13 protein-coding genes and 2 pseudogenes are annotated in these 14,559 nt (G+C 40.7%); 6 read left to right on the top strand and 9 right to left on the bottom strand.

Features of this window, described 5'->3' with window-relative positions; all coding sequences use genetic code 11:
* Positions 1-81 precede the first annotated feature (81 nt).
* The 6 genes and pseudogenes from ACT3RM_RS01220 to ACT3RM_RS01195 form a co-directional block, all read right to left on the bottom strand.
* Entirely contained in the window at positions 82-1,311 is a 1,230-nt protein-coding gene (locus ACT3RM_RS01220) for a pyridoxal-phosphate-dependent aminotransferase family protein (protein ID WP_441836182.1), read from the bottom strand.
* A gap of 3 nt (positions 1,312-1,314) precedes the next feature.
* Positions 1,315-2,139, bottom strand: a complete 825-nt coding sequence (locus tag ACT3RM_RS01215; protein ID WP_441836181.1) for a sulfite exporter TauE/SafE family protein — start codon at positions 2,137-2,139, stop codon at positions 1,315-1,317.
* A gap of 7 nt (positions 2,140-2,146) precedes the next feature.
* A complete protein-coding gene (locus tag ACT3RM_RS01210) occupies positions 2,147-3,715 on the bottom strand; it encodes a gamma-glutamyltransferase family protein (protein WP_441836180.1) in 1,569 nt (522 codons plus the stop codon).
* Positions 3,716-3,726: 11 nt separating this feature from the next.
* A complete protein-coding gene (locus ACT3RM_RS01205) occupies positions 3,727-4,920 on the bottom strand; it encodes an amidase family protein (protein WP_441993471.1) in 1,194 nt (397 codons plus the stop codon).
* Between the two features lie 351 nt (positions 4,921-5,271).
* A pseudogene (locus ACT3RM_RS01200) lies at positions 5,272-5,753 on the bottom strand (putative 4-hydroxy-4-methyl-2-oxoglutarate aldolase).
* Positions 5,747-6,409, bottom strand: a complete 663-nt coding sequence (locus tag ACT3RM_RS01195) for a TetR/AcrR family transcriptional regulator (RefSeq protein ID WP_441836359.1) — start codon at positions 6,407-6,409, stop codon at positions 5,747-5,749. The pseudogene ACT3RM_RS01200 and the gene ACT3RM_RS01195 overlap by 7 nt, the downstream one beginning before the upstream one ends.
* 1,049 nt (positions 6,410-7,458) lie before the next feature.
* Between ACT3RM_RS01195 and ACT3RM_RS01190 the strand changes: the two genes are divergently transcribed.
* Positions 7,459-8,352 carry a Dyp-type peroxidase gene (locus ACT3RM_RS01190; protein ID WP_441836360.1) on the top strand — a complete coding sequence of 298 codons (894 nt, stop codon included), beginning with the start codon at positions 7,459-7,461 and terminating at the stop codon, positions 8,350-8,352.
* Positions 8,353-8,354: 2 nt separating this feature from the next.
* On the opposite strand, the gene argR is transcribed toward ACT3RM_RS01190, so the two are convergent.
* Positions 8,355-8,822, bottom strand: a complete 468-nt coding sequence (gene argR / locus ACT3RM_RS01185; protein ID WP_441836361.1) for a transcriptional regulator ArgR — start codon at positions 8,820-8,822, stop codon at positions 8,355-8,357.
* A 214-nt stretch (positions 8,823-9,036) separates the two neighbouring features.
* Between argR and mdh the strand changes: the two genes are divergently transcribed.
* Positions 9,037-9,969, top strand: coding sequence for a malate dehydrogenase (mdh, locus tag ACT3RM_RS01180; protein WP_441836362.1), 933 nt, complete (start codon positions 9,037-9,039; stop codon positions 9,967-9,969).
* A gap of 78 nt (positions 9,970-10,047) precedes the next feature.
* On the opposite strand, the gene ispB is transcribed toward mdh, so the two are convergent.
* Positions 10,048-11,019 (bottom strand): octaprenyl diphosphate synthase, encoded by a 972-nt coding sequence (ispB, locus tag ACT3RM_RS01175; protein WP_441836363.1) that lies wholly within the window; start codon positions 11,017-11,019, stop codon positions 10,048-10,050.
* 410 nt (positions 11,020-11,429) lie between these two features.
* On the opposite strand from ispB, the gene rplU reads away from it, so the two are divergent.
* From rplU to folA, 4 genes are all read left to right on the top strand, one after another.
* Positions 11,430-11,741, top strand: a complete 312-nt coding sequence (gene rplU / locus ACT3RM_RS01170; RefSeq protein WP_006794538.1) for a 50S ribosomal protein L21 — start codon at positions 11,430-11,432, stop codon at positions 11,739-11,741.
* Positions 11,742-11,757: 16 nt separating this feature from the next.
* Entirely contained in the window at positions 11,758-12,015 is a 258-nt protein-coding gene (gene rpmA / locus ACT3RM_RS01165; RefSeq protein ID WP_256828094.1) for a 50S ribosomal protein L27, read from the top strand.
* A gap of 156 nt (positions 12,016-12,171) precedes the next feature.
* Positions 12,172-13,332 (top strand): Obg family GTPase CgtA, encoded by a 1,161-nt coding sequence (cgtA, locus tag ACT3RM_RS01160; protein ID WP_441834390.1) that lies wholly within the window; start codon positions 12,172-12,174, stop codon positions 13,330-13,332.
* 71 nt (positions 13,333-13,403) lie between these two features.
* The gene (folA, locus tag ACT3RM_RS01155; protein WP_441834389.1) at positions 13,404-13,892 is read left to right on the top strand and encodes a type 3 dihydrofolate reductase; all 489 of its coding nucleotides are present in this window, start codon (positions 13,404-13,406) and stop codon (positions 13,890-13,892) included.
* A gap of 386 nt (positions 13,893-14,278) precedes the next feature.
* Here folA and ACT3RM_RS01150 read toward each other — a convergent pair.
* Positions 14,279-14,557 (bottom strand): annotated as a pseudogene (locus tag ACT3RM_RS01150) (methyl-accepting chemotaxis protein); the annotation flags it as partial.
* Positions 14,558-14,559 lie beyond the last annotated feature (2 nt).

Here is a 14,559-nt window from a genome sequence, read left to right as displayed (position 1 = left end):
CACTGAGCGTTTTACAGCGTAATAAAGCACGCGATGCATGAGTTTTAGCAAGAGTTGAGTCTAATGTAGTCATGCTAATCCTTATTTGTAATGATTTAGTGCGGTAATGGCTGCTTCACCTTTAGGGCCTTTGTAGCCATTGGCATGCAAGCAAGCATCAAGGCTGGCGAGCGTTTGTAAAACAGTATCTTTACGCGCGTTGTAGCCCATTGTTCCGATTCGCCATATTTTACCGTGTAATGGTCCAAAAGAGGTTCCGATCTCTATGCCAAAGTCTGTAAGCATTTGTCCTCTGACGTGATCAGCGTTTATGCCCTGAGGAATATATACACCCAACACATTATTCATTTTGTGGTTAAGGTCGCCAAATACATTTAAACCTAAGGCTTGAATCCCTTTGAGTAGGGCATCGCCATGAAGTTTATGACGTGCAACACAGTTATCTACACCTTCTTCGATCACAATACGGGCACATTCAGATGCACCATAAAGCATGCTGGTGGCTTCGGTGTGGTGATTCAAGCGTTCCTCACCCCAATAGTTCATGATCATACCCAAGTCAAAGTAGTTAGAACGAATAAAGGGTTCAGTGCCATCTTGATGAGCACTTGTTCTGATACCTGCTTCTACTTTCTTACGTTTTTGGATCCAATCCGCACATTTGTCGCTTAAGGTTAGAGGCGCAGAACCTGAAGGGCCGCCTAAACACTTTTGCAAACCAACAGATAGGGCATCTAGTTTCCATTCATCGGCTGGTAAATCGTTACCTACGATAGACGCGGTTGCATCGCAATAAAACATTACGTCGTGTTTTTGGCAAATATCACCAATATGCTCAAGAGGTTGGTTCATCGTGGTGGAAGTATCACCTTGCACCATTGCTAAAACATGGGGTTTAATTTGGCTAATTGCTTTTTCAATTTGTTCGGGAGTGAATACTTCTCCCCAAGGGACTTCAATGGTATGAACTTTTGCACCCACTCGTTCTGCTATCTCTGCGAGAAGGTGACCAAATCGGCCCATTATAGGCACGAGGACTTTGTCACCTGGTCGTAAAATCGAGCATAGTACAGCTTCAATACCTGCCCGTGAGGTACCATCAATAAGCATTGTCCATTCGTTTTGGGTTTTAAAAACCTCGCGGTACCGCGCCATAGTTTCATTCATAAAGCCGGTCATAACAGGGTCATACTGACCCACAAGCTGTGCAGACATTGCACGTAACACCCGAGGGTCCGCATTTATTGGCCCAGGCCCCATTAGTAGACGCTGGGGGGGATTTAAAGGGTGTATTTGAGTGTTGTTAATCATTATTTAAGATCCCAGAGTTTGAGTAAGCATACGAATACCGGTTAGCATGAGCACGACGGCAAAAGCGCGTTTTAATTGTTTTTGATCTAGCTTGCTACCAATTTTTACACCCATAGGAGCAAATAAAATAGTAAGCGGGATAATTAAGAAAAAGGCAGGCAGGTTAACTAAACCCCATGTGCCCATAGGCGCATCATCAGGGGTGCTACCGATGCTCAGCAGGGTAATGACACCCGGTAAGGCAATGAGTAAACCAAATACAGCGGCGGTACCTACCGCAACGTGCGTACGAACATTAAAAGCGCTGAGTAAAGGCACCCCAATAGTGCCTCCGCCGATGCCAATCATGACTGAAAAACCACCGACAACACAGGCCATTATCGCTTGACCTATTTTACCCGGTAATTGCTTCACAAGTGCAGGAGCTCCAGCTCTAAAAAGCATATTTAAACTCACAAGTATGGCAATACAGGCAAACATAAGTACCAGTGCATTACCTCGTACTGATTGTGCTAAAAAGCTACCTAGCACCGCCATTACTAAAATAAATGGCGCCCAATATTTTATTAGCGCAAGATCAATATTGCCTTTACTGTGATGTGAGCGAATTGACGAAATTGAAGTAGGCACAATAGTCGCAAGCGAGGTGGCTGTTGTTATCATCATTGCTGATTCAGGACTCACCCCAAAGTTAGGTAATAAAAAGTAAAGCACAGGTACAATAACAATACCGCCACCGACACCGAAAAGGCCTGCTAAAATACCGGCAAAGATGCCCGTTGCGATTAAGGCCAATAAGATTGACCACTGATTTATAATTTCTGACATGGAATTCCTAGTATATTGTTGTCACGGTTGCAAGGCCGTTTGAGCGAGGGTCCGTTGCTGCTTCAAGTGTATCAGAGGTTTCAAGTATTGCCCCTGCATGGCCCATCATTTCATTGTTATCAGTTACACTTACCCAATCATGATTACGACTATTTAACTCATCTTTTATCTCATTGGCTAGGCTTTGTTCTAATTTTAAATTGGTACTTGAATCACCCCATGTTCGTCCTAATAACCAGCGTGGGGCGCTGACCGCATCGGTAATAGATTTGTTACGCCAGACATAGCCCGCAAATACAGCTGCTTGAGTTTGCGGTTGGCCTTCACCGCCCATAGTGCCATAGGCTAGGCGCCGACCATCCGCAAATTTAGCTAAAGCGGGGTTAAGAGTATGCGCTGGTTTTTTATTGGCAGATAAACAGTTTATCTCGCTTTTGTCTAAGCTAAAGCTAATACCTCGGTTATTCCATACAAAGCCACCTTCGCTCATGAGAACGCCACTTCCAAACTCCCAGTAGATACTTTGAATAAAGCTAACTAATTGCCCGTTTTTATCTCTAGCTGCCATCCAAACAGTATCACCGGGTTCGGTACTAAAAGGCCAGTTTTTAGCTTGGCTCATATCTATATTATTAGCTAATTTGGTTAATTGTTCTTTAGTTAGTGCATTTTCGTAAGCTGCGCCCACTATGTCAGGATCAGCCCATAAGGATGGACGGTGAGTAAAGCTTTGCTTTGTCGCTTCGACAATTAAGTGAGCCCAATCAGCCTCGGTTTTTGCTAAGTGCTTTAGCTGGTCAACCGCACCTAGTATTTGTAACGAATGAACGCCTTGAGTTGGAGCAGGTAAATTGTAGCAATCTATCCCTGAAATATTCATAGTCAGAGGAGTGACAACAGTCGCTTGTGTATTCATAATATCCTCAGCGGTCATAACGCTTCCTTGGGCCGCTAAGTCTTTGATAAATGAGTCAGCAAGCGGACCTTGGTAGAAGGCATCTAACCCTTGTTGCGCTAACTGTTCTAATGTATCTGCAAGCTTTGGATTATTAAATTGCTGACCAGCATGCAGAGGTTTACCGTTAGGAATATATAGGTCTCTAAATGCTTTGTTAGTGCCATCAGTTTGTGCAAGCTTTTCACAGGCAGTTTGTAAGCTTTTAGTAACAATAAAACCATTGCGGGCAAGTTCAATAGCGGGGGCTAAAATCCGTGTTAAAGGTAATTGAGCATTTTTGTCAATGTGTAGCGCTTTTTGCCAACCTCTGATTGTGCCTGCTTGAGTTAGTGCGCTTAAACCACCGCGCTCAGGAATTTGGGTTAGATCTTTATAAGCACTGATATCACTTACTGCGCGCCCGCAGGCATCAATAGCGATAGGTGAAGTGGCCTTCGGATTATCTATTAGCCAAAATCCATCTCCAGCAATGGAGTTCATATGTGGGTATACCACACTAATTACAGCAGCGGCTGCGACCATGGCCTCAGTGGCGGTTCCGCCTTCTTTAAGTATATTTATACCTGCCTGGGTGGCCGAAAAGTGTGGGGCGGTAAATGCAATATTTTGTGTACTCATACAATTATGCTCTACTTTAGTTGTGTGTGAATCAGTTGTATGCAAGCTAATAAACTTTTATCGTTACCATGACTCATCATTAGCGAAAAGCCATAGGGGGCGCCATTTGCTAAACATGGCATTGGAATATGCACTTGCGCTGAGCGGCTCAAGCCTGCAATAGCCGATAATGTAATTATTTGCATGCGTAAAGCGTTTGTATCCGCTCCCAACAAGGGTGCTGTTGTCGGTGTAGTGGGTAAAAACAAACAGCTTTTAGAATCTAAGTTATTAGCAACTAATGCTTGCCAGTGCTGTTGTACTTTTTTAGCTTCACGCTCTTCTTGTTCAGTTAATGATAGTGCCATGGTAAAGCGTGCTTGAATAGCCGGAGCAAAGTGTGAAAGTCTCTTAGGTTGCTCTAGCCAATCTCGATACGTGTGAGCAATAGAGCGGCCTTGTAATACTCGAAACGCATCACTAAGTTCGGTAAATATTTGTTTACTCGGTACACTAAAACGCTTGTGTTTAGAGAACTGTTTTTTTGTGAGAGCCAACGAGTTCAGTAATGTGGCTTCTAATGAAGGATCAACGAGCTCAAGTAACTCATCCGCTATTACCAAGGTATTAACCGGATTGATAGGTTGCTTAGGTAATAAAACATCGCCTACCTCTTTAAGTAGTTCTGCGCTTGAGGTAAACCATCCAATAGTGTCAAATGGCGCTGCTAGAGGTATTAACCCATCTTTTGCAATAACATCGTGGCTTGGTCTAATACCGAATAAACCACAGTAACTAGCCGGAATTCGTATTGAGCCACCTGTATCAGTCCCCAGTCCTATATCTGCTAAATCTTTCGCGACTGCGGCAGCAGACCCCATGCTCGAACCACCACAAGCATGGCCTGCCAGCTTAGGATTTTGAGCTGCACCGTAATGTATATTATTACCTTCTAGACTATATGCTAGCTCATCCGTGTGGGTGAAACTTTGGAAGTTACAACCTTGTAGCATTAGTTTTTCAACACAAGAAGCTGTGCTTAGCATGGGGGCTGCATTTTCAAACCAATGAGGGTTACCTGCGCTATTACGCTCATTTTTTACAGCAAAAACATCTTTAACCGCTAAGCGTTTATTGGCTAATAATCCTTGTTGGGTTATTTGCCAGTTTTTTGGGCCATGATCGCAAAAAATGCCGATGTGATTATTGCTTGTTTTTATGCTCATGTTAAAACTCGTTACTTGGTGAAGTTGAGAGAATCGTGTATATGCATTGTTGTTTGTACAAAAGAGATAAATGTCATTTTATATTTGCAAAACAGCATCGCTTTGAGTTCTAAAGCGCGCTCTATGCTTGATTTTGAAGTTGAGTATTTATCTTTTTAGTGAACGTCATTGCTAGTCATTAAGCAAAAGCAGTGCCATAACTATTATGTTGTCCGATTGGTCAGCTTTTATTGGCTCCGCAAGGAACTCATATAATAATAAACCGAAAATGAAGGGTTAAATTAGGTAAAAACGGCCTAATTTGGTGCGCCTTTGCACCAAGTTAGTTCTCTTGTTTATGAGGACTGTGGATTATATAAGTGATTTTTTGCTGATCAATACACCATTAACATCAGCATAAATCCAATCACCTTCATTAATTGTTGTACTTAACATATTTACAGGTTGGTTTTTATCACCAAAACTTCTTTTATCAGTACAGCGAGGGGTGGAACCTAACGCCATTACAGGTAATTCTAAAGTTGTTAGAATTTCTATGTCACGACAACACCCATTGATAATAACCCCTTCCCAACCATTACTTAGCGCGCGCTCGGCCATAATATCACCAATAAAAGCAAGCGTTTACTGGCAAACCCATCAATAATCAGTACTTTTGCAGTACCGTCTTGGTGAAGTATGTCAGCAGCAAGAGAATTGTCATCAGGGCAAGTGACGGTGATAGCTTGGCCGCAGAAGTGTTTGTTTTTCCCAAAATGGTAAAGGCCACTATCCATAACTTGGACGTGGTCACGGTGATCATCATATAAATCTGGAGTCGTAAATTTTAGCATTGTATTTGCTCACTTTGAGTAGGAATAGTTAGACCGAGCCCTTTTAGGATTATATGGGCTATGGAGTCGGTAATCGTGTCGACATCAACTTTATCGTACTCAGGTTTATCAAGTACCAGTAATACTTCACTTTGAAAGTCTGCATAATATTGGGTAGTAGACCAAATAGTAAATAACAAGTGGTAAGGATCAACTCTGTCGATCTTACCTTGTTCCATCCAGCTTTCAAATATTGCTACTTTCTGTTCAACCCAAGGACGTGTATTGGCTTTTATATAATTTTGTAAGTAAGGAGCCCCGCGTAAAACCTCACCCGCAAATAGCCTAGATTGCAAAGGCTTATTAATCGATAAGGTAACTTTATTTTTAATGTAGCTGTACAACACTAATGCGGGATCATCAGAGGCTGTATTTTTGTCTAACCCTAAGTTCCAGTTGACAACAATTCGATCAATAACAGCCTCGTATAAGCCATCTTTACTTTTAAAGTAATATAAAATATTCGCTTTAGGAAATTGCGCTTCTTTTGCTATTTTGCTCATGCTTGCGCCTTCATAGCCGAGTTGAGCAAACAATTGTTCAGCTGCATTTAGGATAAGCAGTTGATTTTTCTCTCGGGTGACTTCTTTTTTATTTAGCTTTTTGTCTGTGATCATTTTTAGTTTGTAATGTCAGAACATTATTTATTCTTAACTTTGCAGCGCTAAAGATCAACAGTCTAACTATGAATATTATAAGTTTGTATATAAGAGGCGAACACTTTTAGCGATAATTTTATATTATGAGGGTTGAATTTAAAGGTATTTATGTCGCATTTGAGAATGAATGATGGGTATATCAATATATTGATGAAGTAGATAAAAAAGAAAAGCGCGTCCTATTTCTAGTCGCGCTTGCGGGATCTTCTTAATTTATTGCATCCTGCAATGGTACTTGATTAACTCCATAATCCTTACTAATCCATGTGATTACGCTATTACTTTTATCTATGCGTAATGTAGGCTATCCGAGCCTATATCCTTATTGCATCCGTGCTCCATTTTCACAATTCCTATTGTGCTTCCTTTACGCATCATCCTGATGCTGTCCAATTTAGTAACACTCCATTGTGTGCTCATCCTGAGCTTGCCCTTAAATCCTTGTTAGGGTAACGGAATCTATAATCCTTAGATTAATGAGTAGTTAATCCATGTCTTTACTCATTAAGGCATTGCTGCCTAACCGATGGAAATAAGTATAGAGTTTTTATTTAGCTAAAAAAGGATAAAATTTGAATGTAAATATTTGTCAAGATTTTGAAACTTATTAAAAGTAATTTAAAATCAATGTTTTACTTTTTATTTTCGTGTTTTTTTATCATCGTTATACTCAATTTCTGCCATACTTGTAAGAGATGTCTCACGTAGTATTTCCATAATGGGAGGCATGTAGCTTAAATAGTTAAACAGAAACTCATTAATCTAATTCATTACTGCGAACTTCTGAACCTTTTTGTTGTTCTGTGTATAAAAGGTGGTTGCAGAGTTTCTTGGTCAAAGCATATACTTATAGGTAAGTATTAACAGTCACTGAATCGAGTTATTTCAATTAGATAACGTTGAGTTAGCTATTAATAGAATAAAATAGAAATAGGCTACGCGGTTTGCTGCAATGCTTTTCATTCGAAAAATTCGGCCGTGTCAAACATTTAAGCTAAGGATATATCATGGCGCAAGCGCAATCTGGAATTTGTGCTGAGGCAAACTTACACGGTTTGCATTTGTTTTTTAACGTGCTAGATAGTCACGATGAGTCTTTACGTAAAAAATTAAAACGAGTCAGTGCAATACAAGATGAATTTGCTGATCAATTCTCTGAGTCTATGCTTACAAGCTTTGTCGCAATTGGTGCTCAGTATTGGCCGCACTTGCTTCCTGAGTTTATCCCAGACGAATTAAAAAGTTTCCCTAATATAACTCATAGTGAGTATCTTATGGGGGCTGAGCCTTTCGACTTATTTATTCAAATCCGTTCAGATCGCGAAGATGTAAATCACTTATTTGCACTGCAAATCTTAAAGCTATTTTCACCAGATGTTGAGCTGGTGGAGCAAGTTCGTAACTTTCGCTTTTTAGATGGTCGTGATTTTAATGGCTTTATTTATGGTGGCGATATGCCTTATGGCAGACAAAAACGCACCACGGCATTAATTAATAAGCCAGGTCACTTTGAAGATCAGGGCAGTTATATTCATGTGCAACGTTTTGTGCATGATTTAAGTGTATGGCAGCACCTATCACTGACAGAACAAGAACAAATAATGGGGCGCACACGCTTAGATAACACACTTGTGGTGCCTGCTATAAAAAGTAGTCATGCCGTTAGGGTAGAACTTAAAGATGAACAAGGGCTGCCGATTTTATTAAATCAAAGTATGCCTTTTGGTGATGTACACGAACAGGGGATTTTAACGGTTAGTTGTTCCGCTTCAGGGGAGGCTTTTACGCAAGTGCTTAAGAGTCGCTTGGGGGAGTGTTCTGATCATTGGCTTGATTTTACTCAAGCCGATATGGGATCTGCGTTTTTTGCACCATCGTTAAACTTTTTAAAGCAACTGTAAGTTTAAACCGTATCAAATAAGATATGAACACGCTCAAGGGTGACATCTATTTCAGATATTTTCGCTGGCGCGATAAAAATAGTGTCATCGCCAGCAATGGTACCAAGTACGCCATCGGCCTTGCCTAATGAATCAAGCAAGCGAGCAATAAGCTGTGCAGCCCCAGGGCTGGTACGAATGATAATCATCATTTCGTTATGCATAATATCTATAACTAATTGGCGTAGAGGGCTTTTAGCAGTCGGTACGCCCATTTCAGCAGGTAAGCAGTAAACCATTTCTTGTTTTGCGTTACGGGTGCGTACAGCACCAAATTTACTTAACATGCGTGAGACTTTACTTTGGCTTATATTATCAAAGCCTTGCTCTTTTAAGGCCTCAACTATTTCACCTTGTGAGCCAAAGTTCTCTTCTTTTAATAACGCTTTAAAGGCTTTAACTAATGCTTCTTGCTTGTCTTGGGGTTGCATGTCGTAGATTCTTATTCATTAATGGTGGGGTAATTCTACACAATATTGCATAGTTATGCAGTAATTGTCTGATGAATTTCACCTGTAAACTACTTTATTTACAACTATGGTCGAAATTATATGCAAAATAAGCAGGATAAATTTGTCTTTAGGTGTTAATTTCATTATCTTTAGTGCCACTAAGTTTTTCCTACCTTAAATTATGGAGAGTTTTATGAAAGTTGCTGTTCTAGGCGCAGCTGGCGGTATCGGCCAAGCATTGTCTTTATTATTAAAAACAGGGTTACCTGCAGGTTCTGAATTATCATTATATGACGTAGCCCCAGTTGTTCCAGGTGTAGCGGTTGATCTTTCTCACATCCCAACTGACGTAAAAGTAGCGGGTTTTGGTGCCGATGACCTAGGTAAAGCGTTAGAGGGGGCTGATGTCGTACTTATCCCTGCAGGCATGCCACGTAAACCGGGTATGGATCGCGCTGATTTATTCAACGTGAATGCAGGTATTATCAAAACATTAGCAGAAGGCATCGTTGCTAACTGTCCAAAAGCATTAGTGGGTATTATAACTAACCCAGTAAACGGTACAGTGCCAATTGTAGCTGAAGTATTCAAAAAAGCGGGTACATACGACGCTAAGCGCGTTTTTGGTATTACAACCCTTGACGTGATCCGCTCTGAAGCCTTCATTGCTGAACTTAAAGGCGTTGATGTTGCGTCAGTTAAAGTCCCAGTAATTGGTGGTCACTCAGGCACGACTATTTTACCGCTTCTTTCACAAGTTGAAGGTATATCTTTCACTGATGAAGAAGTTGCTGCACTTACTCCACGTATCCAAAATGCGGGTACTGAAGTAGTAAATGCTAAAGCTGGCGGTGGTTCAGCAACGTTATCAATGGGTGCTGCTGCAGCTCGTTTTTGTATGTCTTTAGTAAAAGGCCTGCAGGGTGAAGATGTAGTAGATTACGCATATGTTGCTATTGAAAACGGCGATGCAGAATACTTTGCACACCCAGTACGTTTAGGTAAAAACGGCGTAGAAGAAATTCTTTCTTACGGCGAGCTAAGCGCATTTGAAGAGAAAGCCAAAAATGACATGCTAGAAACCCTGAAAAAAGACATCAAAGAAGGTGTTGATTTCATGGCGTAATAGCCTATATAACCTGAATTTAGGTTAAATACTAAAAAAGCCTGCAATTGCAGGCTTTTTTATGGCTTAAATAAAAATTTAGTGGCTGCGGTCAACCGCTATTTTGGCTAAGCTAATTAAGGCCTCTTTATAAGGTGATTCCTCTAATACTGTTAAACTAGCAATCGCTTTGTCGGCTTCTTGGTTTGCTTTATCCATCGTAAAATCAAGTGCTTTGGTTTGTGCGAGGGTATCTAAAATTGCGCTTAAATTATCCATACCATTGCTGTGCTCGATAGCATCACGAATTAACTGTACTTGCTCAGGCGTGCCATGCTGCATTGCATAAATTAATGGTAATGTTGGTTTACCTTCAGCTAAATCATCGCCAATGTTTTTACCAAGTTGTTTAGCATCAGCATTGTAATCAAGCACATCATCCACTAATTGAAAGGCGGTACCTAAATGCATGCCATACAAATTAAGCGCTTCTAAAGTTGCGTTATCTTGCTCGGTGATTATTGCAGCCAGTCCGGTTGCCGCTTCAAATAGCTTAGCAGTTTTAGAATAAATAACCTGCATGTAACTGTCTTCAGTTGTATTAGGGTCGTTGCAGTTCATTAATTGTAATACTTCACCTTCAGCAATGATATTGGTTGCATTGGCTAAAACTTGCATTACCTGCATCTTGCCAATACCTACCATCAACTGAAATGAGCGAGTGTAAATAAAATCTCCGACTAATACGCTGGCAGCATTACCAAATTCGGCGTTAGCAGTGGGTGTTCCGCGGCGTAAGTTTGATTCATCAACCACATCATCATGTAACAAGGTTGCTGTGTGAATAAACTCAACAATGGTTGCTAAAGTGATATGTTGTTTGCCTGAATAACCGAGTGCCTTAGCAGCTAAAATAGCCAGCATCGGGCGAACGCGTTTACCACCACTATTGACTATATATAGCCCTAGTTGGTTTACCAGCGCCACATCGGAGCGCATTTGTTCATATATAAGTTGATTGACGTTATGCATATCGTTTTCGATTAACGTCTGGATAGCTTTTATATCCATTGATCTCCGAGCCAATGTTAATGGGTATACGCAGCTGATTGTACAACAAAAAAAGGCTCGGCTCGATATTTTGTGACGAATAGCTAAAAAAACAGCATAAAAGTGGATTAATTAGGGCTGAATTAGTGTGCCTTTCTTTTTTTTGTTTGAAAAGTAATCACTTATCTGGCGCGTTATTCATATTCATTACACTCATATTTATTTATTTACTATTGATGTTAAAAAGCGCTTGGCATAATGCCAATTTAATATAAAATAGGGGAAAATATTGAATTGCCCTTGTCGCAGCTATTTTTTATTCATTTTATCAAAAAGAGGCTTGCTAGTTTTTAAGCATTAGCGTAGACTTCGCGCCCTATTGAAGAATATTTTAGTTGCGTCGATTTGAGGGCGCACAGACGGAGTTAATTATGTACGCGGTTTTCCAAAGTGGTGGTAAACAGCACCGTGTGACTGAAGGTCAAACGATTCGTCTTGAGAAATTAGACGTTGAGACTGGTGCAGCAGTTGAATTTGATTCAGTGCTTTTAGTTGCTGATGGTGAGAAAATCGAGATTGGTGTACCGTTCGTAAACGGTGGTAAAATAACAGCTGAGGTTGTTTCACATGGTCGCGGTGAGAAGATTAAGGTTGTTAAATTTAGACGCCGTAAGCATTCTCGTAAGCAAATGGGCCATCGTCAATGGTTCACAGAAGTTAAAATCACTGGCATTAGCGCTTAATTAGAGGTACTTAGAAATGGCACATAAAAAAGCAGCTGGTAGTACTCGTAACGGTCGCGATTCAGAAAGCAAACGCCTAGGTGTTAAGCGTTTTGGTGGCGAATCAGTTCTAGCGGGTAGCATCATTGTTCGTCAACGTGGTACTCGTTTCCACGCTGGCACAAACGTAGGTATCGGTAAAGACCACACTATCTTCGCAAAAGCAGATGGTAAAGTTCAGTTTGAACAAAAAGGTCCTTTAAACCGTAAATACGTAAGTATCGTATCTGAGTAATCAGTTCGGTTCTTGAAAAACCCCGCCTTTGCGGGGTTTTTTGTTTTAGGCTCCCTGTAAATTTATATACCCAAGTGTTTTAATGCAGAGTGTGCTCTATAGGCCACTTCGGTATATAATAGTGTTATTAACAAGCCAATCTTAAAGTGAGTAATCATGAAGTTTGTAGATGAAGTAGAAATTCGTTGCGATGCGGGTGATGGCGGTGGTGGTATCGTCTCTTTCCGTCGTGAAAAGTATGTCCCAGACGGCGGCCCAGATGGCGGCGATGGCGGTGACGGTGGCAGTGTTTATCTACAGGCGGATGAAAACTTAAATACACTTGTTGATTACCAGTTTGAGCGTTTTCATCGTGCTGAACGTGGAACCAATGGTCAAAGTCGTAATTGCACAGGTAAAAAAGGTGAAGATTTAATACTTCACGTACCCGTTGGTACACGTATTACCGATGTTGATACCCAAGAGTCATTGGGTGACTTAACCCAACATGGTCAAAGAACAGTGGTTGCAAAAGGTGGTTTCCATGGCTTGGGAAATGCCCGGTTCAAATCAAGTACTAACCGTGCCCCACGACAAAAAACGTTAGGCACGCCAGGTGAAGTAAGGCCGCTTAAATTAGAGCTTATGCTATTGGCTGATGTGGGGTTATTAGGTTTGCCAAATGCGGGTAAGTCTACCTTTATTCGCAGTGTGTCCGCAGCTAAACCTAAAGTAGCTGATTACCCGTTTACTACGCTTATTCCTAATCTAGGTGTTGTTCGCCCTGATACGAATAAGTCATTTGTAATTGCAGACATTCCTGGCCTTATCGAAGGTGCTTCTGATGGTGCAGGTTTAGGTATTCGCTTTTTAAAGCATTTAGAGCGATGCAGAGTACTGCTGCACATAATTGATATCATGCCAGTTGATGGATCAAATCCAGTTGATAACGCATTCGCAATTATTAATGAACTACATCAGTACAGTCCTAAATTGGCAGATAAGCCACGCTGGTTAGTATTTAATAAAATTGATTTATTGCCAGAAGATGAGGCTCAAGCGCTCTGCCAGAAAATAGCAGAAGAGTTAGGTGAAAGTGAAAATATTTATCGTATCTCTGCGGCTAACAAGCAAAATACTCAAGCGCTTTGTCACAATATAATGGCGTTGCTTGATAGTATGCCTAAAGAGAAGTTTGAAGCCTTTGAAGAAGATGAAGAGGTTGAGTTCAAATGGGATACTTATCATCAAAAGGCAACCGATAAAGGTAACGATGACGACTGGGATGATGACTGGGACGATGACGATTACGACGTTGAAGTGATCTACGAACGTTAAATGTTATGTTTATTAAAAAAGGAGCTGCCGCTCCTTTTTTCTTGTGTAATACAAAAATACTGGGTTTTAATGTGAAAATATCAATGATAGCAGCTATGGCAAATAACCGTATTATTGGCTGTGATAACAAAATGCCGTGGCATTTACCTGCCGATTTACAGCACTTTAAAAAAGTGACTATGAGTAAGCCAGTGGTTATGGGGCGTAAAACATTTGAGTCTATAGGTCGACCATTACCAGGGCGTAGAAATATTATTATTAGCCGTAATGTAGATTATGATGAGCCGGGAATTGAAGTTGTTTCATCTCCAGAAGCCGCTATATCACTGCTTTTTGATGAAAGTGAAATAATGATTATTGGCGGTGGCAATGTTTATAAGCAATTTTTAGCTAAGGCCGATACGTTGTATTTAACCTTCATAAACTTAACTACTGAAGGGGATACTCAGTTCCCTGATTATGAAGAGTCGGCTACTTGGCAGCAAGTGGCATGTGAGGAATATGTCGCTGATGAAAAGAATAAGCACGATTATAAATTCGTCACACTCAACAAAGTTTAGTCGCATTAAGGTGGTGGGTGGGCGTTAACACTTCATATCAGCCACCTCAATAAATAGCTCTTAAGTTAGCTATGGTGCGTTTTTCGATATTTCTTTCGGTGCATTTACTCAGATAGTCCTGATGACTGCCGTCAATACACAAGCCTAATTACAGAAGTGATTCGATATGAGTGTGAAGTGATTCGATATGAGTGTGAAGTGATTAAAGTAATCGATTTGTACCTAAACAAAGCGCAAAGTAAACTAAGCTCGACATATATGCAAAATAGCCTCCCTGCAAGATTTATAAAAGGTCAATTTTAGAGTAAGTAAAAAGTTATTTATAGGTTATTAAGTGCTGATTTTTTTTGGCTTCGCCTACTAAGTTGCTTTGAGCTTGTTTAGCGTGCGCCTTTTGTGGTTTGCTCTGCAATTGCGACAATAGGCTCTAACCGTTCGCGATCTCTTGCGACACATGCTATTGCTTTTGCGCTGCAGTTGAAATCTCTTCACTGACTAATGGGCTGAACAACAGCGTCTGTAATAGAGTTTAAAGCGGTATTAGCATGATCTGATTGCCCTTACCGCATGATTCAGCTTGATGCTTACCACGTTACGGCTGCTGCTTCAACGCGGCTTTGTAGTGATTCAATCATGTCTGAACTTTCTTGCATCGACTCCTGCATTT

This window comes from Pseudoalteromonas sp. AOP7-A1-14 (assembly GCF_052376275.1).
GTDB lineage: Bacteria > Pseudomonadota > Gammaproteobacteria > Enterobacterales > Alteromonadaceae > Pseudoalteromonas.
The sequence above is the reverse complement of the archived record's forward strand: the minus strand, read 5'-3'. Positions and strand labels throughout refer to the sequence as shown.

Excerpts from the sequence above, each read along its gene's own strand:
- ACT3RM_RS01220 (WP_441836182.1), bottom strand. The coding sequence starts at position 1,311 with ATGATTAACAACACTCAAATACACCCTTTAAATCCCCCCCAGCGTCTA.
- ACT3RM_RS01205 (WP_441993471.1), bottom strand. The coding sequence starts at position 4,920 with ATGAGCATAAAAACAAGCAATAATCACATCGGCATTTTTTGCGATCAT.
- ACT3RM_RS01190 (WP_441836360.1), top strand. The coding sequence starts at position 7,459 with ATGGCGCAAGCGCAATCTGGAATTTGTGCTGAGGCAAACTTACACGGT.
- ACT3RM_RS01195 (WP_441836359.1), bottom strand. The coding sequence starts at position 6,409 with ATGATCACAGACAAAAAGCTAAATAAAAAAGAAGTCACCCGAGAGAAA.
- cgtA (WP_441834390.1), top strand. The coding sequence starts at position 12,172 with ATGAAGTTTGTAGATGAAGTAGAAATTCGTTGCGATGCGGGTGATGGC.
- rpmA (WP_256828094.1), top strand. The coding sequence starts at position 11,758 with ATGGCACATAAAAAAGCAGCTGGTAGTACTCGTAACGGTCGCGATTCA.
- ispB (WP_441836363.1), bottom strand. The coding sequence starts at position 11,019 with ATGGATATAAAAGCTATCCAGACGTTAATCGAAAACGATATGCATAAC.
- mdh (WP_441836362.1), top strand. The coding sequence starts at position 9,037 with ATGAAAGTTGCTGTTCTAGGCGCAGCTGGCGGTATCGGCCAAGCATTG.
- rplU (WP_006794538.1), top strand. The coding sequence starts at position 11,430 with ATGTACGCGGTTTTCCAAAGTGGTGGTAAACAGCACCGTGTGACTGAA.
- ACT3RM_RS01210 (WP_441836180.1), bottom strand. The coding sequence starts at position 3,715 with ATGAGTACACAAAATATTGCATTTACCGCCCCACACTTTTCGGCCACC.
- argR (WP_441836361.1), bottom strand. The coding sequence starts at position 8,822 with ATGCAACCCCAAGACAAGCAAGAAGCATTAGTTAAAGCCTTTAAAGCG.
- ACT3RM_RS01215 (WP_441836181.1), bottom strand. The coding sequence starts at position 2,139 with ATGTCAGAAATTATAAATCAGTGGTCAATCTTATTGGCCTTAATCGCA.